The organism is Brachybacterium alimentarium, assembly GCF_002332425.1.
Classification (GTDB): Bacteria; Actinomycetota; Actinomycetes; order Actinomycetales; family Dermabacteraceae; genus Brachybacterium; species Brachybacterium alimentarium.
In genome coordinates this window covers 1-21,300 of the sequence record NZ_NRGS01000043.1, presented here as the reverse complement: position 1 = coordinate 21,300, position 21,300 = coordinate 1, and the positions used below count along the sequence as shown (strand labels likewise).

The 21,300-nt window shown below is 68.8% G+C and carries 24 protein-coding genes and 1 tRNA gene; 12 read left to right on the top strand and 13 right to left on the bottom strand.

Annotated elements, in window-relative coordinates; genetic code table 11:
* Nucleotides 1–35: 35 nt before the first annotated feature.
* From CIK71_RS16870 to CIK71_RS16860, 3 genes are all read right to left on the bottom strand, one after another.
* A complete protein-coding gene (locus CIK71_RS16870; RefSeq protein ID WP_096166841.1) occupies nucleotides 36–929 on the bottom strand; it encodes a carbohydrate ABC transporter permease in 894 nt (297 codons plus the stop codon).
* Nucleotides 926–1,891 (bottom strand): carbohydrate ABC transporter permease, encoded by a 966-nt coding sequence (locus CIK71_RS16865; RefSeq protein WP_096166840.1) that lies wholly within the window; start codon nucleotides 1,889–1,891, stop codon nucleotides 926–928. The genes CIK71_RS16870 and CIK71_RS16865 overlap by 4 nt, the downstream gene beginning before the upstream one ends.
* 546 nt (nucleotides 1,892–2,437) lie before the next feature.
* Entirely contained in the window at nucleotides 2,438–3,007 is a 570-nt protein-coding gene (locus CIK71_RS16860; RefSeq protein ID WP_096166839.1) for a maltokinase N-terminal cap-like domain-containing protein, read from the bottom strand.
* 58 nt (nucleotides 3,008–3,065) lie between these two features.
* On the opposite strand from CIK71_RS16860, the gene CIK71_RS16855 reads away from it, so the two are divergent.
* Nucleotides 3,066–3,869: a TSUP family transporter gene (locus CIK71_RS16855; RefSeq protein WP_096166850.1), complete on the top strand. Its 804-nt coding sequence runs from the start codon at nucleotides 3,066–3,068 to the stop codon at nucleotides 3,867–3,869.
* Between the two features lie 96 nt (nucleotides 3,870–3,965).
* Complete coding sequence (locus tag CIK71_RS16850) at nucleotides 3,966–4,928, top strand: PAC2 family protein (protein WP_096166838.1); 963 nt, start codon at nucleotides 3,966–3,968, stop codon at nucleotides 4,926–4,928.
* A 22-nt stretch (nucleotides 4,929–4,950) separates the two neighbouring features.
* Here the strand turns inward: CIK71_RS16850 and CIK71_RS16845 are convergent, their stop codons facing one another.
* Nucleotides 4,951–5,748 (bottom strand): transglutaminase-like domain-containing protein, encoded by a 798-nt coding sequence (locus tag CIK71_RS16845; protein ID WP_241963866.1) that lies wholly within the window; start codon nucleotides 5,746–5,748, stop codon nucleotides 4,951–4,953.
* 303 nt (nucleotides 5,749–6,051) lie between these two features.
* Here CIK71_RS16845 and CIK71_RS16840 point away from each other — a divergent pair, with 303 nt between their 5' ends.
* From CIK71_RS16840 to CIK71_RS16825, 4 genes are all read left to right on the top strand, one after another.
* Nucleotides 6,052–7,161: a Gfo/Idh/MocA family protein gene (locus CIK71_RS16840; RefSeq protein WP_096166837.1), complete on the top strand. Its 1,110-nt coding sequence runs from the start codon at nucleotides 6,052–6,054 to the stop codon at nucleotides 7,159–7,161.
* Nucleotides 7,162–7,353: 192 nt separating this feature from the next.
* Nucleotides 7,354–8,472 carry a Gfo/Idh/MocA family protein gene (locus CIK71_RS16835; RefSeq protein ID WP_096166836.1) on the top strand — a complete coding sequence of 373 codons (1,119 nt, stop codon included), beginning with the start codon at nucleotides 7,354–7,356 and terminating at the stop codon, nucleotides 8,470–8,472.
* 35 nt (nucleotides 8,473–8,507) lie between these two features.
* Nucleotides 8,508–9,509 carry a sugar phosphate isomerase/epimerase family protein gene (locus tag CIK71_RS16830; protein ID WP_096166835.1) on the top strand — a complete coding sequence of 334 codons (1,002 nt, stop codon included), beginning with the start codon at nucleotides 8,508–8,510 and terminating at the stop codon, nucleotides 9,507–9,509.
* Nucleotides 9,510–9,522: 13 nt separating this feature from the next.
* Entirely contained in the window at nucleotides 9,523–10,146 is a 624-nt protein-coding gene (locus CIK71_RS16825; protein ID WP_096166834.1) for a TIGR03085 family metal-binding protein, read from the top strand.
* Between the two features lie 67 nt (nucleotides 10,147–10,213).
* Here CIK71_RS16825 and CIK71_RS16820 read toward each other — a convergent pair whose 3' ends face one another.
* Complete coding sequence (locus CIK71_RS16820) at nucleotides 10,214–11,233, bottom strand: methyltransferase (protein WP_096166833.1); 1,020 nt, start codon at nucleotides 11,231–11,233, stop codon at nucleotides 10,214–10,216.
* A 96-nt stretch (nucleotides 11,234–11,329) separates the two neighbouring features.
* On the opposite strand from CIK71_RS16820, the gene CIK71_RS16815 reads away from it, so the two are divergent.
* On the top strand, nucleotides 11,330–12,121 hold the full coding sequence (locus CIK71_RS16815; protein ID WP_096166832.1) for a ParA family protein: 792 nt from the start codon (nucleotides 11,330–11,332) through the stop codon (nucleotides 12,119–12,121).
* Between the two features lie 148 nt (nucleotides 12,122–12,269).
* Here CIK71_RS16815 and CIK71_RS16810 read toward each other — a convergent pair whose 3' ends face one another.
* The 6 genes from CIK71_RS16810 to CIK71_RS16785 form a co-directional block, all read right to left on the bottom strand.
* Complete coding sequence (locus CIK71_RS16810; protein ID WP_096166831.1) at nucleotides 12,270–12,854, bottom strand: MerR family transcriptional regulator; 585 nt, start codon at nucleotides 12,852–12,854, stop codon at nucleotides 12,270–12,272.
* Between the two features lie 121 nt (nucleotides 12,855–12,975).
* Nucleotides 12,976–13,668, bottom strand: a complete 693-nt coding sequence (gene ftsR, locus CIK71_RS16805) for a transcriptional regulator FtsR (protein WP_096166830.1) — start codon at nucleotides 13,666–13,668, stop codon at nucleotides 12,976–12,978.
* A gap of 4 nt (nucleotides 13,669–13,672) precedes the next feature.
* On the bottom strand, nucleotides 13,673–14,119 hold the full coding sequence (locus tag CIK71_RS16800) for an FHA domain-containing protein (protein WP_096166829.1): 447 nt from the start codon (nucleotides 14,117–14,119) through the stop codon (nucleotides 13,673–13,675).
* 133 nt (nucleotides 14,120–14,252) lie between these two features.
* Entirely contained in the window at nucleotides 14,253–15,005 is a 753-nt protein-coding gene (locus CIK71_RS16795) for a DUF881 domain-containing protein (protein WP_096166828.1), read from the bottom strand.
* Nucleotides 15,002–15,334: a small basic family protein gene (locus CIK71_RS16790; RefSeq protein ID WP_096166827.1), complete on the bottom strand. Its 333-nt coding sequence runs from the start codon at nucleotides 15,332–15,334 to the stop codon at nucleotides 15,002–15,004. The genes CIK71_RS16795 and CIK71_RS16790 overlap by 4 nt, the downstream gene beginning before the upstream one ends.
* Nucleotides 15,331–16,323, bottom strand: coding sequence for a DUF881 domain-containing protein (locus tag CIK71_RS16785; protein WP_096166826.1), 993 nt, complete (start codon nucleotides 16,321–16,323; stop codon nucleotides 15,331–15,333). Before CIK71_RS16785 ends, CIK71_RS16790 begins: the two co-directional genes overlap by 4 nt.
* Before the next feature lie 220 nt (nucleotides 16,324–16,543).
* Between CIK71_RS16785 and CIK71_RS16780 the strand changes: the two genes are divergently transcribed.
* The 3 genes from CIK71_RS16780 (at nucleotide 16,544) to CIK71_RS16770 (ending at nucleotide 18,499) form a co-directional block, all read left to right on the top strand.
* Nucleotides 16,544–16,617, top strand: a tRNA-Pro gene (locus tag CIK71_RS16780).
* A gap of 802 nt (nucleotides 16,618–17,419) precedes the next feature.
* The gene (locus CIK71_RS16775) at nucleotides 17,420–17,983 is read left to right on the top strand and encodes a hypothetical protein (RefSeq protein WP_096166825.1); all 564 of its coding nucleotides are present in this window, start codon (nucleotides 17,420–17,422) and stop codon (nucleotides 17,981–17,983) included.
* Between the two features lie 81 nt (nucleotides 17,984–18,064).
* Nucleotides 18,065–18,499 (top strand): hypothetical protein, encoded by a 435-nt coding sequence (locus CIK71_RS16770; RefSeq protein ID WP_096166824.1) that lies wholly within the window; start codon nucleotides 18,065–18,067, stop codon nucleotides 18,497–18,499.
* A gap of 72 nt (nucleotides 18,500–18,571) precedes the next feature.
* Here CIK71_RS16770 and CIK71_RS16765 read toward each other — a convergent pair whose 3' ends face one another.
* Together CIK71_RS16765 and CIK71_RS16760 are read right to left on the bottom strand one after the other, a co-directional pair.
* On the bottom strand, nucleotides 18,572–19,114 hold the full coding sequence (locus CIK71_RS16765) for a DUF6036 family nucleotidyltransferase (protein ID WP_096166823.1): 543 nt from the start codon (nucleotides 19,112–19,114) through the stop codon (nucleotides 18,572–18,574).
* Complete coding sequence (locus CIK71_RS16760; protein ID WP_096166822.1) at nucleotides 19,111–19,614, bottom strand: helix-turn-helix domain-containing protein; 504 nt, start codon at nucleotides 19,612–19,614, stop codon at nucleotides 19,111–19,113. Before CIK71_RS16760 ends, CIK71_RS16765 begins: the two co-directional genes overlap by 4 nt.
* 174 nt (nucleotides 19,615–19,788) lie before the next feature.
* Here CIK71_RS16760 and CIK71_RS16755 point away from each other — a divergent pair, with 174 nt between their 5' ends.
* Nucleotides 19,789–21,069: a J domain-containing protein gene (locus tag CIK71_RS16755; protein ID WP_176485689.1), complete on the top strand. Its 1,281-nt coding sequence runs from the start codon at nucleotides 19,789–19,791 to the stop codon at nucleotides 21,067–21,069.
* Nucleotides 21,070–21,161: 92 nt separating this feature from the next.
* Nucleotides 21,162–21,296, top strand: coding sequence for an AAA family ATPase (locus tag CIK71_RS17585; RefSeq protein ID WP_141393747.1), 135 nt, complete (start codon nucleotides 21,162–21,164; stop codon nucleotides 21,294–21,296).
* The last annotated feature ends 4 nt before the right edge of the window (nucleotides 21,297–21,300 follow it).

Sequence of the window (21,300 nt, the reverse complement as noted above, 5' to 3'; positions counted from 1 at the left end):
AGGAGCGGACAGGGGGCGTGGTGCGATGTCACCGCTCATCCGGTCACGCTCCCTTGGGTGAGGCCGGAGACGATGTATCGCTGGAGCAGGGCGAACACGAGCAGGACCGGGACGATCACGATGACGGTTCCGGCCATGAGGATGCCCCAGCCGGAACCGGTGTTGCCCTCGGAGTTCTGCAGCGCGGTGAGCCCGACGGGGAGCGTCATCATCCTCGAGTCGGTCGTGATGATCAGGGGCCAGATGTAGTCGTTCCACTCGGTCACGATCGTCACCAGCGCGACGGTCGCGACCGAGGGCAGCGAGATGGGTGCCACGATCCGCCACAGGGTGCGCCAATGCCCGGCGCCGTCGATGGAGGCGGCCTCGAGGATCGAGGCCGGGATGGTCATGAAGTACTGGCGCAGCAGGAAGGTGCCGAAGGCGGTGCCCAGGCCCGGGAGGATGATGCCCCAGTAGGTGTTGACGCCGCCCCAGCCCGCGATGAGCACGTAGTTGGGCAGGATGGCGACCTGCGGCGGGACCATGAGGGCGACGAGGATGCCGATGAAGATGATGCGCTTGAACGGGAAGCGCACGAACACCAGCGCATAGGCCGTCATCACCGCGAGGACCACCTTGATCGAGGCGCCGACGGTGGTGACGATCACCGAGTTCAGGAAGAAGCGGGGGATCGGCACGGAGTTCATCGCGACGTCGTAGTTGTGCAGCGTCGGTGTTTCGGGAAGCACGACCAGATCCTGGGTGAGGATCTCCGAGGGCGCCTTGAAGGAGCTGATGACCATCCACAGCAGGGGGAGCACGACGATCGCGGTCGCCGCCAGCAGCGGGAGATACCCCGCAGTGAGCGTCCCGACGAGATTCTCCTTCGAGAAGGGCCCGTGCTTCCGGGTGGGCGTGGTGACGGGGGAGTCGACGGAGCTGCTCATGCGTAGTGCACCTTCTTCTCCACGTAGCGGATCTGGACGACCGTGATGACGATGAGCATCACGAACAGGACCACGGAGATCGCCGCCGAATAGCCGGCGCGCGAATATCCGCCGAAGGCCTGCAGGTAGGACTCGAAGATCAGCGCGTTCGTGCCACGTCCCGTCGGGGTCATGATCCGCAGCAGGTCGAAGGCCTGGAGGCTGTTCAGCATCGTCGTGATCAGCAGGAAGAACGTGGTGGGGGAGAGCAGCGGCAGGGAGATCGTCCAGAAGCGCCGCACCGGGCCGGCACCGTCCAGCGAGGCTGCCTGGAGGACGTCGGTGGGCAGGGACTGCAGACCGCCGAGATAGACGATCGCGCAGTAGCCGAGGTTCTTCCAGATGTACACGACCATCACCATGATCAGCGCCATGTCCGGGTCGAGCACCCATTGGGGGCTCGACAGCCCGATCATGCGCAGGAAGTACGCGAGGACACCGAACGACGGATCGAAGATGAACAGCCACACGAGACCGACGCCCACGCCCGAAAGCACGTAGGGGGCGAAGGCCGCAGAGCGTGCGATGGTCACTCCTGGGATCTTCGAGTTCAGCGCGAGCGCCAGCAGCAGTCCCAGCAGCATCGACCCGCCCACCGTGACGAGCGTGAAGATGATGGTGATCCTCAGGCTGGTGAGCCCGGCGCTGCTGGTGAAAAACTCCTTGTAGTTGTCCAGGCCGATGAACGCCGCAGAGGTCGACCCGAGGGTCCAGTCGAGCATCGAGTAGTAGATGTTCGTCAGCAGCGGCCGATAGGTGAACAGGGCGATCAGCGTAATGTTCGGAAGCGCGAGGGCGAGGAAGACGAGCGCATCGCGTCGGGAACGTCTGCTGGTCCGCGGTCGCCGGGGGTGCTTGGACTCGACCGTCTTCTCCGGAGTCGCACCGCCGGCTGTCTTCTCGGGGGTCGCAGTGCGGGACATCAGACCTCGATCCTGCGCGGTCCATCGCCCGCGAGCGGCACGCGACGCTGCGTGCCGGGCCCCGCCTCACGAGAGGGCCTGCGCGAACGTCGGATGATCGTCAGGGGCCTTACCGGATCATAGGCATGTCGCAACGAGGAAATGTGGCGCGGCACACATGCGAGCCGGAGAATCTTGCGATAGCAGGTCTTTGAGACAGCAGGGTCGTTGCGGCAGCAGAGTCTCCGATGAGCGGCGGGCGCCCGACGATGTGCGGCGGGCGCCCGGTGACGCCGCCCGGACTGCAGCCGACCATAGCCAGAGTTGCTCTGACGGCTCGCAGCGGCTCATCGCAGTTCGTGGCAGCGCATGGCACAGCGCATGTGCGCTTCATCGATCGGCTCGACCGACGATGCTCGACGTGGCACTACCTGCCGCTCGCACCCCTTTCGGCAGTACGCCGATAATGTACGTTATGTAAAGTCAGGGGTACGAGACGCGTGGTGAGCGCTCCCCTGGACTGCCGCAGCGCCTCAGAGGATCGCGACGTGCCGTGCACGGATCGGCTCAGAACGCGGCGAGGACGCCCGTGCCGTCCGACCACTCGGCGACCAGTCGCACGGTGCCATCGAGACCGCCGACGGTGCGGACGATCGTGAACGGCTCACCGTCCAGCAGCTGCTCGGCCGTCGGCGGCTCCTCGCCCTCGTCGACCTCGAGGCTCAGCGTGACGCTCTGCGAGCGGCGCTCGGCCAGCTCGCCGTCGGCCGAATGGATCTCGAGGTCCGCCTGCTGCTGCTCGCCGCTCAGGGCGCGACGGAAGCAGTCCAGGGCGACCTCGTCCTGCAGCCCGTCGTAGACGAACCGCTCGCCGAGCACCGAATGCTGGAGGGTGCCGATGAGACCGTCCTCCGCGCCGTCGACCGCTTCGGCGCGATACGCGAGCGGCAGGTGATAGATCGTCTCGCCGACCCGCACCAGATGGCATTCCACACCGACCTCGCCGTCCGGGTCATCGAAGCGATAGGCGCCCAGCACCTCGAGCTCCCCCGTCTCGCCCCAGGAGCGCGAGGTCAGGAAGCTGCGCAGGATCTCGGGCTTGGAGGGGGTGAGCTCAGCCTGATAGATGATCGCCATGGGTCCACGCTATCGCGGACGATTCGCGGTCGCCGCATGCTGGGTGTTCACTGGGACCGTGCCCCTGCTCGATGAGTTGCTCCAGATTTCCGTGCTGACACTGATATTCCTGGTCGGAGCCGCTTTCCTCGCCGGCTGGGTCGACGCCGTGGTGGGCGGCGGCGGGTTGATCCAGCTCCCGGCGCTGCTCACCTCCCTGCCGGCGGACACCTCGACGGCGACGGTGCTGGGCACCAACAAGGTCGCCTCCGCTGCGGGTACGGCGGTGTCCTCCTGGACCTACGTCCGACGGATCACGCCGATCGCTGCGACCGCGCTTCCGCTGGTCCTGTGCGCGCTCCTCGGGAGTGCGGCCGGGGCGGGCCTCGCCTCCTTCATCCCTCGGCCATGGCTCTCCCCCATCGTGCTGGTCGCACTGCTCGCCGTCGGGGTCTACACCCTGCTGCGACCGGCGATGGGACTGGTGCACGATCCGCGGCACCGGGGACGGGCGCAGGTGCTCCGCTCCGGCGGGATCGGTGGCGTGATCGGCGTGTACGACGGGATCCTGGGCCCGGGCACCGGAAGCTTCTTCATCATCGCGATGGTGGCGCTGCTCGGCTACGGGTTCCTCGAGGCCAGCGTGCACGCCAAGCTCGCGAACCTCACCACGAACATCGGCTCGCTCCTCGTCTTCGGGCTGCAGGGCGAGGTGTGGTGGCTCCTCGGTGCGCTGATGGCGTGCGCCAACGTTCTCGGCGGCTTCCTCGGCGCCCGCCTCGCGATCAGGCTCGGCTCGCGCTTCGTGCGGATCGTCTTCCTCGTGCTCATCGGCGCGCTCGCGATCCGGCTCTCGCTCGACACCGTGGCGCTGCTCACGTGAGCTCCGCGGCGCGAAGGGAATAGGAGTCCGGAGCGCACCGTTGAGCAGGACGTCACCCGTTCCGCCCGCCGCGGCGGCTCTTGCCTGGAGGTCATCATGGATCCGACGACCCTGTTCACCTATGAGCGTCACGTCGACTCTCGCTCTCTGCACGGGCGCACGCTCCTGGTCACCCTCGGCGCTTTCAGCGATGCCGGCAGCGCCCAGGACCTCCTGGACGATCATCTGCTCAACACCCTGTCCAGCCGGGTCGTCGGCCGTCTGGACCTGGATCAGGTGTACGACTACGCGGGGCGGCGCCCGGAGGTCACGCTCGAGCTCGACCACTTCGACGGCTACGAGAAGCCGGAGATCCTGCTCCACGAGGTGACCGACCCCGACGGCGAGGCGTTCTTCCTGCTCACCGGACCCGAGCCGTCCTTCCAGTGGGAGCGGGTCGCGAGCGCGCTGCGGATCGTCGTGGACCAGCTGGGCATCGAGCGCACCCTCATGGCGCAGAGCTTCCCCGCGCCGGTCCCCCACACCCGCGAGCTGCCGGTCACGCGGTTCGCCGGCGACCCGGACTCTATCGAGGTGCGGCGCACCATGCCGGGCACCTTCCGGCTGCGCGCCCCGTTCACGGCGCTGCTGACGATCCGGCTCGCCGAGTCCGGCCACGAGGTGGTGGGCCTGGTGGCGCACGTGCCGCAGTACCTCCACGAGATGTCCTACCCCGACGCGGCGATCGCCCTGCTCTCCGCCGTCGGCGAGGAGAAGGGTCCACGGCTGCCCGTCGACGCTCTCGAGGCCCAGGCGATCCCCATCCGCGAGACGGTCGCCGCGCAGATCGCCGCGCAGGAGCAGCTCCAGGAGATGGTCGCCGGTCTCGAGCACCAGTACGACCGGATGATCACCTCCGGTGCGGGCACCGAAGTGCCTCGCGCGGAGGACATCGCCGCCGAGGTCGAGCAGTACCTCGCAGGCTTCACCGAGGACGACGCCCCGCCCGGGGACGACGGCCCCCACGGCGGCAGCACCGGTGACGACAGCGACGACGATCCGGACGCCCCCGAGAGCTGACCTCGACGTCCCGGACGCCGCCTCAGCGCAGCTGCACGCTCGCGCTGGGATCCTCGCGAGGCAGCGCCGGATCCACCACCGCTGTCACCTGGATCCCGGTGAGCTGCACGTCTCCGGCGAGGGTGGTCATGAAGGCGGTGTCGGCGGCGTCCTGCCCGGTCGCGATGCGCACCATCGCCGAGCGGGGAGCGAGCCCCGTCGCGTCGACGACCAGCCATTCCTCCCCCACCAGTGCCTCCACCACCAGGTGGAAGTCCATCGGGTCGAGCCCCGGCGCATAGACCGAGGCGCAGCGCGCGGGGATCCCCGCGGCGCGCAGCAGCGTGGCGGTGAGGTGGGCGTAGTCCCGGCACACCCCGCGGCGGGCGTCATAGGTGCTGCGGGCGGAATCGGTGACGGTGCTCGAGCCGGGCACGTACTCCAGGTGCTCGTGCACCCAGCGCACGACGGTCCGGACCGCGTCGATGCCGCCGCGCTCCCCCACGAGCTCCCGGGCGACGCTCGTGAGCTCGTCGACCTCGCAGTATCGCGAGGGGCGCAGGTGCAGCACGGCGTCGGCCTCGCTCGTCGGCGGCACCGGCGCCGCGGCGATCCCGTCGGCCGTGTGGACGATCTCGACCGTCCCGGCCGGGAGCCCCGAGACCAGGTGCATACGGTTCCCGTAGCGATCGCGGGCCTCCGTCACGGGATGCTCCGCTCCCCCGGCGCGCACCGTCAGCGACTCGCGTGACGCCGGTGCGGCCGACGGCGCGACCAGCAGGGCGATGTCGGTCCCCTGGACGACCTCCGCCGTCATCCAGGCGCGCACATGTCTCTCCATAGACACCAGTGTGTGGCATGGCCGCCATGCCGGGGGCGGGAGATCTTTGCCGCAGGGTGCGGGCCGACATAGGGTTGTGACCTATTCGTCGACGAATGCCGAGGAGCAGTCAGTGCAGATCTCCGTCCAGCTCCACCGTGTGCGGGACAGCTCCTCCATGGCCGCCGGCAGCATCCTCCGCCGGCCGGCGGACCACGGATCCCCCATGTCGGGTCGTCAGGCCTGAGGGGGCACGCGCGTCGCTGCTCGCGCGGCCACCGGTCGCCACGACCAACTCACCCAGCACCTCCAGGAGGACACGGAATGACCCGTTCGTCAGGACCCGTCGGCGTCGGCATCATCGGCGCCGGTGTGATCGCCGCCCAATATCTCGACCAGCTCACCACCTATCCGGACATCGAGGTGCGCGCGATCGGCGACCTGCGTCCCGAGGCCGCCGCCGCACGAGCCGCGGAGTACGACGTGCCCCGCCACGGGCCCGTCGACGTGGTGCTCGAGGATCCGGAGATCGAGATCGTCGTGAACCTGACGATCCCGGCGGCGCACTTCGCGGTCTCTCTGAGCATCCTCGACGCCGGCAAGCACGTGTGGACCGAGAAGCCCCTGGTCACGACACGCGACGACGCCTCCGCCCTGCTCTCCGCCGCCGAGGAGCGAGGGCTTCGCGTCGGCGGTGCGCCGGACACGGTGCTCGGCGCCGGGGTGCAGACGGCACTGCGGGCCCTGCACGACGGGGAGATCGGCGAGCCGCGCTCCGCGCTCGCCCAGTTCCGCTCCCGCGGGCCGGAATCCTGGCACCCCCAACCCGACTTCCTGTTCCAGGTCGGCGGTGGTCCCCTGTATGACATGGGTCCGTACTACCTGACCTCGCTCGTGCTCGCCTACGGTCCCGTCGTCTCCGTCTCCGCCGTGGGGTCGCAGTCGGTGAGCCGTCGCACGATCGGTTCCGGTCCGCGCGCCGGGGAGAGCTTCGAGGTCGAGGTGCCCACCCGGGTGCAGGGACTGCTGCGCTTCGCCGGAGGCACGGGCGCCGCCGTCGAGTTCTCGTTCGACGCGGCCATCGATCAGCCCCACGTGCTCGAGCTCTCCGGAGCTGCGGGCACCCTCGCCCTGCCCGACCCCAATCAGTTCGCCGGCGAGACCTCCCACGCCGCGAGCGGTGACGAGGACTGGACCGAACGGGAGCCCGTCGGCGCGGTGGGAGGTCGCGGCCTCGGCACGCTCGAGATGGCCCGCGCGCTCCGCGCAGATCGTCCCCATCGGCTCTCCGGCGACCTCGCCGCGCACGTCCTGGACATCATGATCAGCCTCGACGAGGCGACCCGCACCGACGGCTCGATCGCCGTCGCCTCGAGCGTCACCGTCCCCGACCTGCTCCCGGAGGACTTCGACCCGTTCGCCCCGACCCTCTGACCCGGTGACGCCTCCGATCCGCTGACGGACCGGAGGCGTCCCGTGGGCCGCTCTCCACGTCGGCCCTCGCTCATCCGCCGTCCCTCATGCGTCCGCTGTTCATCCCGCTGATTCCGCTCGACCCGTCTCGACTCGAAGGTGATCCCGTTGACCGTGCCCTCCCCCGTTTCCGACCGACCGCTCGGAGTCGCGATGATCGGCTACGCCTTCATGGGGCGTGCCCACTCCCAGGCCTGGCGCACCGTCGCCGCCGCCTTCGACGTGCCCGAGATCGCGCGCCGCGTGATCGTGGGCCGTGATGAGGACGCGGTGGCCGCAGCCGCTCAGCGCCTGGACTGGGAGGAGCACGCGACCGACTGGCGCGAGGTGATCGCCCGTGATGACATCGACATCGTCGACATCTGCACCCCCGGATTCCTGCACGCCGAGATCGCGATCGCTGCGCTCGAAGCCGGCAAGCATGTGCTGTGCGAGAAGCCGCTGGCCAATGACACCGCCGAGGCGGAGCAGATGGTGGCGGCCGCCGAGGCCGCGCAGGCCCGCGGGCAGATCGCCGCGCTCGGCTTCACCTACCGTCGCGTCCCTGCGCTCGCCCTGGCCAAGCGCTTCGTCGAGGACGGGCGGCTCGGCACCATCCGCCAGGTCAAAGCGGCCTATCTCCAGGACTGGCTCGTCGACGAGGACGCGGGGATGTCCTGGCGGCTGCGCCGGGAGACGGCGGGCTCCGGCGCCCTCGGGGACATCGGATCGCATGCCGTCGACCAGGTGCAGCACCTGACGGGTCAGCAGGTCACCGCAGTGCGGGGCCGTCTCGCGACCATCGTCCCCCGGCGTCCTGGTGAGGACGGCCTCGAGGACGTCACCGTCGACGACGCCGCCTGGGCGTCGCTCGAGCTCGACGGCGGCGCTCTCGCCTCGGTGGAGGTCTCGCGAATGGCCACCGGTGCCAAGAACCGTCTGAGCGTGGAGCTGTTCGGCAGCGCCGGCGCACTGCGCTTCGACCTCGAGAGTCCCAACGAGCTCTGGTTCCACGACGCCACCCTCCCGGTCGCCGAGCAGGGCCTCCGGCGCGTCCTCGTCACCGAGCCGGAGCATCCCTATCTGGAGGCCTGGTGGCCGCAGGGCCACGTGCTGGGCTGGGAGAACGCCTTCACCCACCAGGTCCGCGATCTGCTGATCGCGATCCGCGACCGTGAGAGGCCCGACGCCTCCGGCTTCTCCCCCGACTTCGCCGACGGCCTCGCGCTGCAGCGCGTCCTGGACGCCGTCATCGCCTCCGACGCCGCCGACGGCGCGACCATCACCCTCTGATCTCCACCCCCTCACCGCAGAGAAGGAGCACCATCATGGCGCAACCGCATACCCTCTTCACCGGCCAGTGGGCCGACCTCACGCTCGACGAGGTCGCCGAGCTCGCAGCCGGCTGGGGCTACGACGGCCTCGAGATCTCGGTCTCCGGCGAGCACCTCGATGCCAGCCGCTGGGACGACGACGAGTACATCGCCGACCGCATCGGGATCCTCGAGAAGCACGGCCTGTCCTGCTGGGCCATCTCCAACCATCTCAAGGGCCAGGCGATCTGCGACGATCCGATCGACTTCCGCCATCAGGCGATCGTGGGCCGGGACGTCTGGGGCGACGGCGACCCCGAAGGCGTGAGGCAGCGGGCGGCCGAGGACATGAAGAACACGGCCCGCCTCGCCCAGAAGCTCGGTGTGAAGACCGTCATCGGCTTCACGGGGTCGAAGATCTGGAAGTACGTGGCGATGTTCCCGCCGGTCCCCCAGGACGTCATCGACGAGGGATATCAGGACTTCGCCGACCGCTGGAACCCCATCCTCGACGTCTTCGAGGAGTGCGGCGTGCGCTTCGCCCATGAGGTCCATCCCTCCGAGATCGCCTACGACTACTGGACCACGCAGCGCACGCTCGAGGCGATCGGGCACCGTGAGTCCTTCGGTCTGAACTGGGACCCCTCCCACTTCATGTGGCAGGAGATCGACCCGGTCTCCTTCATCACGGACTTCGCGGACCGCATCTACCACGTGGACTGCAAGGACATCCGAGTGCGGGTCACCGGTCGCAACACCCGCCTGGGCTCGCACCTGCCCTGGGGCGATCCCCGGCGCGGATGGGACTTCGTCTCCTTCGGTCGCGGGGACGTGCCGTGGGACGCCGCCTTCCGGGCGCTGCGCTCGATCGGCTACGAGGGCCCCCTCTCGATCGAGTGGGAGGACGCCGGCATGGACCGTCTGCACGGCGCCGCCGAGGCGATCGAGGTGCTGCGGGACCTCGACTATCCCGCATCCGAGCTGTCCTTCGACGCTGCCTTCAGCACTCAGAGCTGAGAGCATGTCCCCCATGGATCCCAGCCCGGAACGCCTCGCCCTTGCCGACTCCTTCCTCGCCCTCGGGCCCGAGGCGCCCACGATCCTTCCGGGCTGGGACGCCCCGGACCTGCTCGAGCACCTCCTGGTCCGGGAGCGGTCCCCGCATCTAACGGTGGGCTCGAGACTCCCCGGGCCGCTCGGTGCCCGGGCGGAGTCCGCCCTGGAGAGGCTGCGTGACACCGGCTGGGAGGAGCTCGTCGAGCGACTTCGGGAGGGGCCGGGCCGCCTCTCCCCCATCGGCCGCCTGGACCGATTCATCGGCGAGGGCGAACTGCTCATCCATCACGAGGACCTGCGTCGGGCCCAGGAGGACTGGGAACCGCGCCGCCTGACCCCCGCGACGGATGCGCAGGCCTGGCGGGCGCTGGCCCTCACCTCGCGGGTCAGTCTGAAGGTGCCGACCGACATCACCTTCGTCTCGCCGCTCGGCGGCCTGCGACGCACCTCTCGCGGTGCGGACGGCTCGCTGCGGGTGCACGGCGACGCGCTCGAGCTGCTGCTGTGGGCCAGCGGTCGCGATGACGTGGCACGGGTGCAGGTCCACGGCGACGAGCACGCACTGCAGGCGCTCCGGACCGGCCGACGAGGGCTCTGAGGGCTCTGAGCCCAGGAGGCATGCCTGTCGCGGCTGTCTCGCCCCGATGCTCACCGTCTCCGGGGCATCATCCGCGCTCGAGCACGAACAGGCGCGGGTGGTGCCCCTTCTGGAAGAAGCGGTGCTCGCCCACCGGGCGCCAGGGGCTCTCTGGCCGTTCGAGCACGCGGTGCATGCGCGTGATCTCATGGGTGAGCACTCCGAGCCGGGCCTGCGGTGCGGCGAGCTCTGCCGCACGATCCACCAGGCGGGCGAGCAGCTCCTCGTTGGTCTCGTGCTCGCCATGCAGCTCGCCCCAGGGCGGATTCGTCACCAGGCGCGTGAACCCGGGCTCGAGCTCCGTGGTCAGCACGTCCCCGACCACCCAGTCGATCCGGCCCTTCCGCCGAGCAGCCCGCTGGTGCTGCTCGGCGGCGTGGATCGCGTCCGCATCCAGGTCCACCCCGATCGCGCGGGCCGGGACCACGTCGTGCAGCTGCTCGACGAGGAACGTGCCCGAACCGCAGGTCATGTCCAGCAGGGAGTCGTCCTCGTCCACCTCGAGCAGATCCATGACGGTCGCGGCGATGGTCGCGTTCACGGCGCCCGGATAGTTCACGGTGCGCCACGACCGGGCGGAGAGCGGACGGGGCGTGGTGCGCAGCAGCACCTGCCAGGTGTGCTGCGGGGCGCCCCGACGAACGCGCACCACGAGATCGCCGTCCTCGGCCACGGGGAGCCCCGCGAGCTCGGCGATGGCCTCCGCCAGACGCCGCATGTCCGGGGTGTCCGAGCCGGCCGCCTCCAGCCGCAGTCCATGGAAGCGCTGTCGCGGGCGCTGACGCCCGATGTCCTCGTACCGCTCACTCAGGCGCTGCTGCACGGACGTCTCCAGCAGTTCGCGGGGCCGGCGGGCCGTGACGGTCAGCCCGCTCGAGGCCGCGACCACGCGGCGCAGACCTCGCACCCCGTCGAGGTCGTCGGTGCGCAGGGTCAGCTCCGTCGGCGTGACCTGTTGCACGAACCCCAGCTCCCGGGACTCCGCGAGGGCGCTGGACCCGCAGCCGTCGAGCACCTCCAGCACCAGGTCGTGCGTGATCTGCGACATCGTCGGCCTCTCTCCACGGGATCTGAACACGATTCATGCAGGTTACCGCCCGTGGCGGTGCCCGATGATCAGCCTCGGGTCGGTAGACTTCCTGATGTGTTCATCGTGAGTGTGTGTTCCCTGAAGGGCGGCGTCGGCAAGACGTCGGTGACCCTGGGCCTGGCTTCTGCTGCCCTCCACCAGGAGGTGAACACTCTCGTGATCGATCTCGACCCGCAGGGTGATTCGACGCTCGGTCTGCTGGGTGAGCCCGCGAGCACCGTCGACATCGCCGAGGTGCTGTCCTCCCCGCGCACCGAGACGATCGACCGCTCGATCCTTCCGGCGCCGTGGTCGGCCGATGCCGGGTCCCATCTCGACGTGATCCCCGGCTCCAGCCGCTCCTCGGTGATGGATGCCCCGTCGCAGAGCGCCAAGGACGTGCGCCGGCTGCACGACGCGCTGGACAAGCGCACGCACCAGTACGACCTCGTGCTCATCGACTGTCCGCCCTCGCTGAACGGTCTCACGCAGATGGCGCTGGCCGCATCGGACCGTGCCCTCGTGGTCGCCGAGCCCGGGTTCTTCGCGGTGACCGCCGCGGATCGCGCGCTCAAACTCGCCTCCGAGATGCACGACGACGGCATCGCCCCTCGCCTGCAGACCCTCGGGCTCGTGGTCAACCGCTACCGGCCGCGCTCCGTCGAGCACCAGTATCGGCTCGCCGAGCTCCGTGAACTCTTCGGCGACTCCGTGCTCTCCCCCGTCATCGAGGAGCGTGTGGGGCTGCAGCAGGCGCAGGGCGGCGCCGTGCCGCTGCACCGCTACGAGGGAGCCTCGGGCAAGCGCCTCACGGAGGACTTCGACGCACTGCTGAAGACAGTGCTGGATTCTCGCCAGCACTCCTGAGCACCAGCGCTTCCTGAGCGGGAGCGGTGCCGCACGGCGTCATCGTCCCGCACGGTCGGTGCATGCCGGACACACACATACACACAGACGACGGCGAGCCCCTTCCCGGGACTCGCCGTCGTCGTCTGCCGTGACGCAGTGAGTGGTGTCAGCCTGCCTGGCGCGAGCGGCGCCGTGCGGCCAGCTCGTCCTGCAGCGCAAGGGCCGCGTCATCGGCCGGATTCACGCCCGGCAGCACCGACAGGTCGTTCTCGACCTCGCGCCAGACCCGACCCACGGCGATGCCGAAGACACCCTGGCCGCCCTGGACGAGGTCGAAGACGTCCTGCGCGGTGGTGCACTCGTAGACGGAGGCGCCGTCGCTCATGAGGGTGATCTCGGCGAGATCGTCGATCCCGCGCTCGCGCAATGCGCTCACGGCCACGCGGATCTGCTGGAGGGACACGCCGGTGTCCAGAAGTCGCTTGACGACCTTGAGCACGAGGATGTCGCGGAAGCCGTAGAGGCGCTGACTGCCGGAGCCGGAGGCCGCGCGCACGCCGGGCTCCACCAGGCCGGTGCGAGCCCAGTAGTCCAGCTGACGGTAGGTGATACCGGCGGCCTTGCAGGCGGCGGGGCCGCGATAGCCGAGCTCGCCAGGGGTGTCGACGACGTCGTCGAACAGGACACCTTGTGCAGGTTCGGCGGGCACCGTCGACTGCTCGGTGCGATCCTCTCCGCGCGTGGCGTTCACAGCTACCTCCGTATTCCGGCTCTCCACAGGGGGAAGGATGAGAGCACGCGACCAGAGTAGCGTGTCCGCGCCCGCCGTCGACGGCAACTCGCCGGAGCGGCGTGGCCGCCGGGAAACGGCCTCAGCTGTCCCGGAGCTTCGTGCGGAACACCGCGCCGTGCAGCGAGATCATGGATTCCCCCAGGTCACGAGCGAAATCCTCGGCTTCGCCGCGGGCCGCGGAGTCACCGGGCCGGTCCCGGGGCTTGGCGACGGAGCGGATCATGTGCGCCTCCCGTTCGGCGGAGGTACGCAGCATCACCAGATGGCGCGGGTGGAGCCCCACGTCGGCCAGCTCCCGCGCGGAGGTGACGATCTCGAGTTCGGCGGACCCGTAGTTCTCCAAGCCTTCGGAGAGCATCCCGTACTGCTCGAGCTCCTCGAGGAAGTCCTCCTCGACAGCGGCCCGACGGGCAAGCCCCCTTCGATCCAGACGTACGGGCTGCACGGCAGCGGTCGGCCCCGGACGGGAGGCGATCGAGGTGACCTCGGACTCCAGGCCGTGCTCGAGGAGGTGCTCCTTGATCACCTTGAGGGGCCAGAACCGGTCTCGCTGAGCGCGCAGCACGAACAGCAGGCGCTCGACGTCCTCACGGGTGTACTTGCGATATCCCGCAGCGGTGCGCTCCGGGGAGATCAGACCCTCGGACTCGAGATAGTGCAGCTTGGAGTGGGCGAGGTCGGGGAACTCATCGCGCAGTGCCGAGAGCACCTGCCCGATGCTGAGCCGTGCTGCTGCCGACGAGGCCGACCTGTGCGCCGCGGAGGCGGGCATCGGATCAGACCGCCCCGTGGAAGGGGTGGTACGTGAGGCGGTACTTGCCGATCTGCACGTCCTGGCCGGACTGGAGGCGGACCTCGTCCACGCGATCCTTGCCCACGTAGGTCCCGTTGAGCGACCCGAGGTCACGCACGAGGAAGCCGTCGTCGTCGCGCACGAACGCCGCGTGCTTGCGAGAGACCGTCACGTCGTCGAGGAAGATCTCGCTGTTGGGGTGGCGGCCGGCGATCGTGGTCTCGGAGTCCAGCAGGAAGCGGGCTCCGAGGTTGGGGCCCTTCCGCACGATCAGCAGCGCGCTGCGCGGGGGCAGGTTCTCGATCGCCCGACGATCCTGGGACGAGAGGCCGGAGTCGGCGTCCTCCTCCACCGGGTCGCTGGGCGAGATCGCACTCAGCTTCGACGTGTGATCGAGGTTCTGATCGTTCCACTCGGTGTTCCCGGACACTCCGCACCCCTTCCTGGCCAGCGGTCGACCCTGTTCCTGTGGTCTTCGTGCACTCAGGATCCGACTGACCCATCTTCGCACGCCGAGAAGCGCAGATGCGTCCATCCACAGCACCCAGGGCAGGATTTGACGATCACTTGACCACTCGGGAGTGCTCGGGCTCGGAGAGTTCGACCGTCGCGTCGATCTGCACGTCCGTCTCGGACGCCACGGCAAGGGTCCCGCCGTCGGCCGTGACGGAGTCCGCGGCTCCCCCGGGGATGCGCAGCGCCGGCTCCATCACCTCCGGATCGCCGATGACGCTGAGCGTGTACGGGACGGGGACCGGGGTCCCGTCGACCTGCAGACGGCCGGACGGCGCGGTGGTGATCGAGGTGGAGGCCACCACGCGGACATCACCGATCTGGATCACCTCGGCGCCGGCGTTGCGCAGCTCCTGGACGACGCCGAGCAGCGTCGAGGCCCGCACCCCTTCGTCCGGGTCCGAGATCGATACGACGATCCCCCTGCCGTGCGCGGGAGACGTGCCGGCGATGATCTCCAGGTCCTCCAGGCGCTCCTCGGCGGCGGTCCGGGCCGCGGCGTCGTCCCCGGCGCCCGAGCGGAGCGACTCCAGCGTGCGGTCGAGCTCCGCGTTCTCCACCTCGAGCCCTGCGGCATGGCGTCCGGATTCGTCCAGCAGACGCACCAGCTCCTGCTGGGAAGCGCCCTCGAGCGAGTCGTCGGACTGACGCAGCTGCGCCGCGATGGCCAGTCCGAGCAGGACGCACAGCAGTCCCACGATCAGCTGCGTCCAGGTCGCCTGGGGGCGCAGGGTCTCCCGCAGCCGCGTCCACACCACTTTCTGCTGCTCGGGACTCTCCGGGGTGCGCGTTCCGTCGCTCATGACCGGAACAGCAGCCGGCGGATGGCCGCTGCGTTGGAGAAGATGCGGATGCCCAGCACCACGATCACCGCGGTGGAGAGCTGCGCGCCGACACCCAGCTGGTCGCCGAGGAACACCAGGAACGCGGCGATCAGCACGTTGAACAGGAACGACGTGATGAACACGTGGGCATCGAACGCTCCGTCGAGGCTGGCCCGCAGGCCGCCGGCGAGGGTGTCCAACGCCGCGACGACGGCGATCGGGAGATAGGGCTGCAGCACGACGGGGACGTCGGGCTGGACGACGACGCCCAGCACGACGCCCAGGATCAGGCCGATGATGGCGATCATTCGGTGTCCTTCCTGGCCTCGTCCTCGGGGACGGTGCCGGCGGTCGGTTCGGTGGAGTTCTTGGAGCTCTCAGGGTTCTCGGGGTTCTCGGAGTTCTCGGGGTTCTCGGAATCCTCGGAGTCCTTGGTGTCCTCTGTCGACGGAGCGGAGGCCTCGCGCAGGCTGCCGATCGCGCGGGCCGGCACCGTGAGCTCCTCCCCCGTCGTCCAGGAGGCGCGGATGCCGAAGCGGCTCGAGAGGTCGGAGAGGTATTCGCCGCCCTCCCCCGCGTCGACGCCCTCGCGCAGCGCCTGCGGGTCCCCGAGGGCGGTGACCTCGTACGGCGGCGAGAGCGGTCGGAAGTCCACGAGGACCGCCGATCCGGCGGTCCGGATGGCGCTGGTGGCGCTGAGACGTTGCCCGTTGATCGAGATCGCCTCGGCCCCGGCCGCCCATAGGGCGTTCACTGTGATCTGCAGATCCCCATCGGTGACGCGGTTGACGGTCCCCTCCGCGACGCCAGGGCTCGCGGGCAGCGGCACGGAGTCCTGGAGCGAGAGCACCACCCCGGTGCCCTCCAGGGATGACGCGGCGCTGAGCCCCTCCTCGGCCTGCAGATGCTCGGCATCGTTCGCGTCCGCACCGTCCAGCACGACGGCCTGGGCATCGGCGATCTCCCCGTCGAGGGTCTCCTGGCGCGCCTCGAGCTCCTCGATCTCGGCGCGGGCGTCGAGCACCTCCTGCTCGAGCAGTGCCCGCGGATTGTCCTCCGCAGCGGCATCGCGCCGCAGCTCGGTCACCGCGACGGCGACCGTGAAGCCGAGCACCAGCGCGAGCAGCACCGTGACGGTCCGGGTGATCCGGTTGTCGGGCGGCGTGTCCTCCGCGGGCGTCGGTTCGTGCCGTCTCAGAGCGTCCACGTCGTAGGGGTTCGCCGTGAGGGCGCGCAGCAGCGACGACGGCGAGTAGGGGGTCTCACCGTGAGGAGTCGAGCGCCGGGGTTCACGCATGTCCGCAGACTAATGCCGCGGAGGTCTCGGGGCGCGCAGGCCCGCGGGGAGCGCCGGGCACGGTGTCCTCCGCCCTCCCGGAGGGTCGCTGCGAGCATCCGTTCGGGAAGAGTGCCGCAGGTCACGCACGTCTCGATTCGCCCCCGGGGGCATGGGCGGGGTACTGTGTTCCACGGTCCTCCTGCCACGGAGGGCACGGTCCTTCGCTCGTGAAGGACCACGGGCTGTGGCGCAGCTTGGTAGCGCACCTGACTGGGGGTCAGGGGGTCGCAGGTTCAAATCCTGTCAGCCCGACAAATGCCCTGGTGAGAACAAGTTTCTCGCCAGGGCGTTGTCTTTCTTAGCGGCGATGTGACCGCTAGAGTGACCGCTAGAGTCGCGCCGGCTGGAGACCGCACGAGCCTCGGGGTCACCATCACGACGGCGATCGACCTTCGAGTGCCGCACCTGGACCAGGGGCACGCGGGGCGAGCACAGAACGGGGCCGGCTCGAGGCCAGGGCCAGAGTCTCCCCCATGTCCTCTCGTCGCCGCGACTCAAGACCAGGCAGGCCGTCTCGCCCGTCGCAAGGCTGCCCTTCCCGTCGGAGCTCGCACGTGGGGAAGAACTGCGGCAGTGTCGGCGCGGCCACTCTCGGCTGCCGGGGCATCGATAGCGCTGCGCCCTCACGGGTCATCCACTGGGTCACCTCCCACGTACACCTCGAAGTGCCCCTGCACCGCGGCTACCCGTCAGGGCGAGCTGGACCCACGTCGCGGTGGGAAGCCATCCCGCTGCACCGAAACGCATATTTGGCCGTGCGGGCACCATCTGTGGAGTGCTCAAGTTCTATGCGTCAGGCTCCTCCAGCTGATCGCTGAAGAGGTGCCCGGCCCTCTGTTGATGAATTTCGTATGACACGTGAACTCAATGTCCGATAATGGCTGTTACCGGACATTGAATGATCCTGAAGAGTCTGCCGGCGTGGATTCCACACTTTCTGACCTCCACCCTACGTGGTGCGACGGTCACATTCTGCGGCACACTCACTTCGAGGCCATCACGCAGAAAGTGTCTGCTGCTCGAATTGGCGATTCGGGTTTGGAATGCTTTGTTGATGCCCATAGTCCGCAGCACCAAGCCGAATCCCGACGAGCAGATCCCGGTCGCTCTCGCCGCGCGCATCGTCGGCATCGATCGCTCCTCCCTGGCGTACCTGGTTGATCACGGGCTCGTGCCCCGCCTCGACGTCGACGCCGTACGAGCGTTGGCCACCAGTGGCGAGGTCATGGCGAAGAGCTCCGACTCGCCGAGCCCTCTCGTCATCCGCCTGGATGTCAACCCCGCCGTGCAGCGGATCGTGGACATGAGCGAGGACGAGCTCTCCCAGAGCGCCCAAGGACCCCATCGTCTCCCCGGGTCCTCGCTCGGCCGCGACGTGCTGCTGTGCGTGCGCTCGTTCGTCATCGCCACGGGGACCCTCGAGGAACTGGGAGATCCGATCCCGCTGGTCACCGATCGACGAGGTCGCGACATCACCGGACGCACAGTCTCCGTCCGCATCACTCACCGACTGGGCATTCTCACCTCTCGGCCTACGAAGGCGGTCGAGGATGCTCGGTGGCTCGGCCGGCGCGCCCGTGTCGGCACCGGTGGCGCAGTGCTGCCCCTGAAGTCCTAACGCCTCCTGCCCTGCCAGGTCGTCCTCGCGCCCACTGCACGAGTATCCGGACGAGCCGGGCCACGAGGAGCAGGAGCCGCCATGACCACCATCGCCCAGCACGCCGAGCCCCAGCGTCTCGGGAACCCGCGGACCGTGCAGTCGCGCCTGCGCACCGCCGAGTTCAGCGACGACGTGGAAGCCCTCGATCAGCTCGCCCGCTCCGAGGTTCCCGGCGAGGTGCTGCGGAAGATCGCGCACAACCCGGCGACGTCCGAGGCCACGCTCGAGCATCTGATCGACCTCGACCAGCGGTGGCTCACCTTCCCCGTCACGCGCCGCTGCGACCTCTCCCCCGCGTTCATCGACCGGATCGCCCGCCGGCTCACCGACCGCAACGCGATCTTCCACGCCTCCAGCGCTCCGAACGCCGCCCCGGAGACCCTGCACTACCTGGCGGAGCACCCGTCCGCTCCCCCGGCCACCACAGAGACCGTCACTCAGCGTCTCGGCGCGGGCGATACTTCCGTTTCGTGACCATGCAGGGCTGGGGAACAGGGAAGAGACGGTAGATCGCGCTCGGCTGCTCGAACCGTCCGCTGACTCGTCTTAGGTCTCGTAGCTGCTCAAGAAGCCGCGAATCCGGTTCTTCACGAGCGCATGCTGATCGGGCAACAAATCGCATCGCGCCTGGAGTATTGGGAGTTCCAGCATGTCTGCTTGGAGGAGTGCGTCGACGAAGGCCAGATCTTTCGGGCGGTGCGCTCCGAGCTTGGCGATCGTGAGATCGTGCGGCTCCAAGAAGTGAGGATCGGCTGGGTCAGATGATCGCAGCGGCCAGCTGATCAGCCGGTCGCGCCAGCCTGATGGCAGGTAAGTTGCAGTGTCGACGTGCACGCCTTCCGCGTAGACGCCATTGGCCTGGTGGAACTGGGACATCTCGCCGATCACGGCTTCGACGTCATCTGCCTTGGCGCGGTCAGGATCGTCGAGGAACCCGATGTCGGCCTCGATGGACGCGGTGGCGGCGGCCGGAAGCTCGTCCTCGTCGTAGGTCCCCAGGATGGACTGGGAGCCGATGACTAGGACGTCGCGATCGCCAGCCACGTCGCACGCGGCGCGCAGGAGGTGGGCGAGATCGGTGCGTCTCACGCGGCTGCGTGCTCGCCATCCCAGTGCTCACGGAAGGACCGCAGCACCTGGCGACGTTCGATATCGGAGAGCACTCCCGCAAAGGGACTGTTCTGACGAAGTTCGCTGGAGACCTCATCGGTGCCGACGAGCACCGGAACGACAGAGTCCACGCCGCCTTCGATGACCTGCTCCCACCGCTGGAGGTAGCTAGTCGCCATCCCGTCCTCACGGTGGATGGACTTCCAGCTGCTCAGGTTCGACCTCGCCGTGTCGAGCACGGACGCGGGCTCGATCATGAGGTGGCCGAGCAGCGCGCGGTGCAGCCACAGGCTCTTTTCCTGCTCGCGCGTGAGCAAAGGCGTGATCATGCGCTCGACGTCGGAACGTCGGATCCGTCGGTGGGTACCGGCGCGGGTGCAGGGCAGCTCCCCGCGATCGCACAGGTCGACAACATGCTGACGCGAGACGCCGAGCATGGTCGCCGTCTCGCCGGTGGTCAGCCAGTCATTGGTGGTCATGTCGCCATTCTACCGCTAAACACCATAAACACAACGGCGCCCCGTTCGGCTCGCACACCATCGCCACAGTGAAGCAAGGGTGCGGCGACTGTCCGCGATAGCGTGATCGTCCCGCCAGAGCACGACTTCGCCCACTGGCGCGAAGCACAGGGGTGGACGGACGGAGGTGGCGACGTGGCGCTGACGCACTACGAGACCCTCGGCGTACCCAGGGACGCTTCAAGAGCCGACATCACTGCTGCGTTCCGGTCACAGATGCGGGCCTTACATGGTGATGCCGGCGGGGACGACGAGCTCGCCAAGCACGTCAGCTCCGCATACAACGTCCTGTCCAATGCGTCCCGGCGGGCCACCTACGACCGCACGCTCGCACCCGATGCCCCTGCTTCCGCACCCGAGCCTGCGCCAGCCTCGACGACCGCGCGGCGGCGCGTGTTCCACTCCGACGCAGGGACCGCGGCCGCGTCGATGCTGGATGTCGATCCCTCCCAGTGGGACTGGCACATCCCCGCCGAGGAGGCTGCAGCTCGACCGGGCAAGAAATCGCCGCCCCGCTGGCATGGACGCAGGATCTTGCTCGTGATCGCCTTCCTGGCCTGGACCCTGGCCGGTACGGCTGCCGCGATGACTCTCGGTTTGCCACTGGCTCGCATCGGGCTGGTCTCGACATTGGTGGCGCTCCTGTGCGGCGCGGGTGCGCATCTGCTCTGGTCGCTGCTCGTAATCACGCGAAGCCCGCTCCACCGGTGGGGAATCTTCGCGGCTCTACTCGTCGCAGCAGCAGGTGCCGTGTTCATCTACCTCGACGCCGGCACTCCCCTCCCCATGCTCGGCAGCGCCCTGTGCCTCGTCGCGACTTCGCTGACGACCTATGCGTCGTTCGGCGTCGTGCTGGCCCGCGGCTCCCGGGACGAGAGCATCATCGACTCCTCGTTCATCACCCAGGTCGGCGCCACTTCGCTTGGTCCGCGGAACGCTGACGTCGAGCGACTGCTCGGCGCCCTGACCGGTGCATTCGGTCACCGTGACGGGGTGCGCGTCATCCTGCTGCCCGATCGCGTAACGCCGAAGGGCGGCGTATCCATGGTGCGGTCGCAGGTCGCCGTTGTCGTCGGCCGGTCCATGCACCTGATCGCGATCCCGCCACTCGGCGCCGAAGGCCTGGAGATCTCCGGGTCCGAAGTGATCAGCGACGGCCAGGTGCATCGCAACGTCGTCCGCGACGAAGTGCAGGCCCTCCGCGCGCGATACGGCCGAGGCGCCGACGTCCACGGCTACGTCATACCGACGCAGCTCTCGACCATTCCGCCGGCGGTTCAGGCGGTCGATGGGATCTCGTTCGGTTCACTCACCCAGGTGATCGATGCTGTTGGCACCGATACCGGCTCGAGCCTCGATCGGCCTAACGCGCTGTTTCGTCACCGGGCGCTGGAGTCCATGTCCCTGTTGGCCTGAGGGAATGGGGCGCGGTCGTTGGCCTGCTCGTGGCCGTCAATGGCTGCCCTATTCAAGGCGACGGAAGGCTGAGTCAGCGGTAGGTTGCAGAAATGACTCTGACGCTGATGTGCGGACTCTCCTTCTCCGGCAAGAGCACCCTGGCGGCCCGCTTAGCGGAGGGTCTACCCGCAAGCGTGATCAGCCTCGATCTCATCAACGAGGTGAATCGGGCTCTTCGCAGTTGAGGGG

What these genes read in the sequence shown, in the direction of transcription:
- CIK71_RS16830 (WP_096166835.1), top strand. Translation starts at nt 8,508, where the DNA reads ATGGCGCAACCGCATACCCTCTTCACCGGCCAGTGGGCCGACCTCACG.
- CIK71_RS16870 (WP_096166841.1), bottom strand. Translation starts at nt 929, where the DNA reads ATGAGCAGCTCCGTCGACTCCCCCGTCACCACGCCCACCCGGAAGCAC.
- CIK71_RS16785 (WP_096166826.1), bottom strand. Translation starts at nt 16,323, where the DNA reads ATGCGTGAACCCCGGCGCTCGACTCCTCACGGTGAGACCCCCTACTCG.
- CIK71_RS16775 (WP_096166825.1), top strand. Translation starts at nt 17,420, where the DNA reads ATGCCCATAGTCCGCAGCACCAAGCCGAATCCCGACGAGCAGATCCCG.
- CIK71_RS16860 (WP_096166839.1), bottom strand. Translation starts at nt 3,007, where the DNA reads ATGGCGATCATCTATCAGGCTGAGCTCACCCCCTCCAAGCCCGAGATC.
- CIK71_RS17585 (WP_141393747.1), top strand. Translation starts at nt 21,162, where the DNA reads ATGACTCTGACGCTGATGTGCGGACTCTCCTTCTCCGGCAAGAGCACC.
- CIK71_RS16770 (WP_096166824.1), top strand. Translation starts at nt 18,065, where the DNA reads ATGACCACCATCGCCCAGCACGCCGAGCCCCAGCGTCTCGGGAACCCG.
- CIK71_RS16850 (WP_096166838.1), top strand. Translation starts at nt 3,966, where the DNA reads ATGGATCCGACGACCCTGTTCACCTATGAGCGTCACGTCGACTCTCGC.
- CIK71_RS16865 (WP_096166840.1), bottom strand. Translation starts at nt 1,891, where the DNA reads ATGTCCCGCACTGCGACCCCCGAGAAGACAGCCGGCGGTGCGACTCCG.
- CIK71_RS16820 (WP_096166833.1), bottom strand. Translation starts at nt 11,233, where the DNA reads ATGTCGCAGATCACGCACGACCTGGTGCTGGAGGTGCTCGACGGCTGC.
- CIK71_RS16845 (WP_241963866.1), bottom strand. Translation starts at nt 5,748, where the DNA reads ATGGAGAGACATGTGCGCGCCTGGATGACGGCGGAGGTCGTCCAGGGG.
- CIK71_RS16790 (WP_096166827.1), bottom strand. Translation starts at nt 15,334, where the DNA reads ATGATCGCCATCATCGGCCTGATCCTGGGCGTCGTGCTGGGCGTCGTC.
- CIK71_RS16835 (WP_096166836.1), top strand. Translation starts at nt 7,354, where the DNA reads ATGATCGGCTACGCCTTCATGGGGCGTGCCCACTCCCAGGCCTGGCGC.
- CIK71_RS16825 (WP_096166834.1), top strand. Translation starts at nt 9,523, where the DNA reads ATGGATCCCAGCCCGGAACGCCTCGCCCTTGCCGACTCCTTCCTCGCC.
- CIK71_RS16840 (WP_096166837.1), top strand. Translation starts at nt 6,052, where the DNA reads ATGACCCGTTCGTCAGGACCCGTCGGCGTCGGCATCATCGGCGCCGGT.
- CIK71_RS16760 (WP_096166822.1), bottom strand. Translation starts at nt 19,614, where the DNA reads ATGACCACCAATGACTGGCTGACCACCGGCGAGACGGCGACCATGCTC.
- ftsR (WP_096166830.1), bottom strand. Translation starts at nt 13,668, where the DNA reads ATGCCCGCCTCCGCGGCGCACAGGTCGGCCTCGTCGGCAGCAGCACGG.
- CIK71_RS16795 (WP_096166828.1), bottom strand. Translation starts at nt 15,005, where the DNA reads ATGAGCGACGGAACGCGCACCCCGGAGAGTCCCGAGCAGCAGAAAGTG.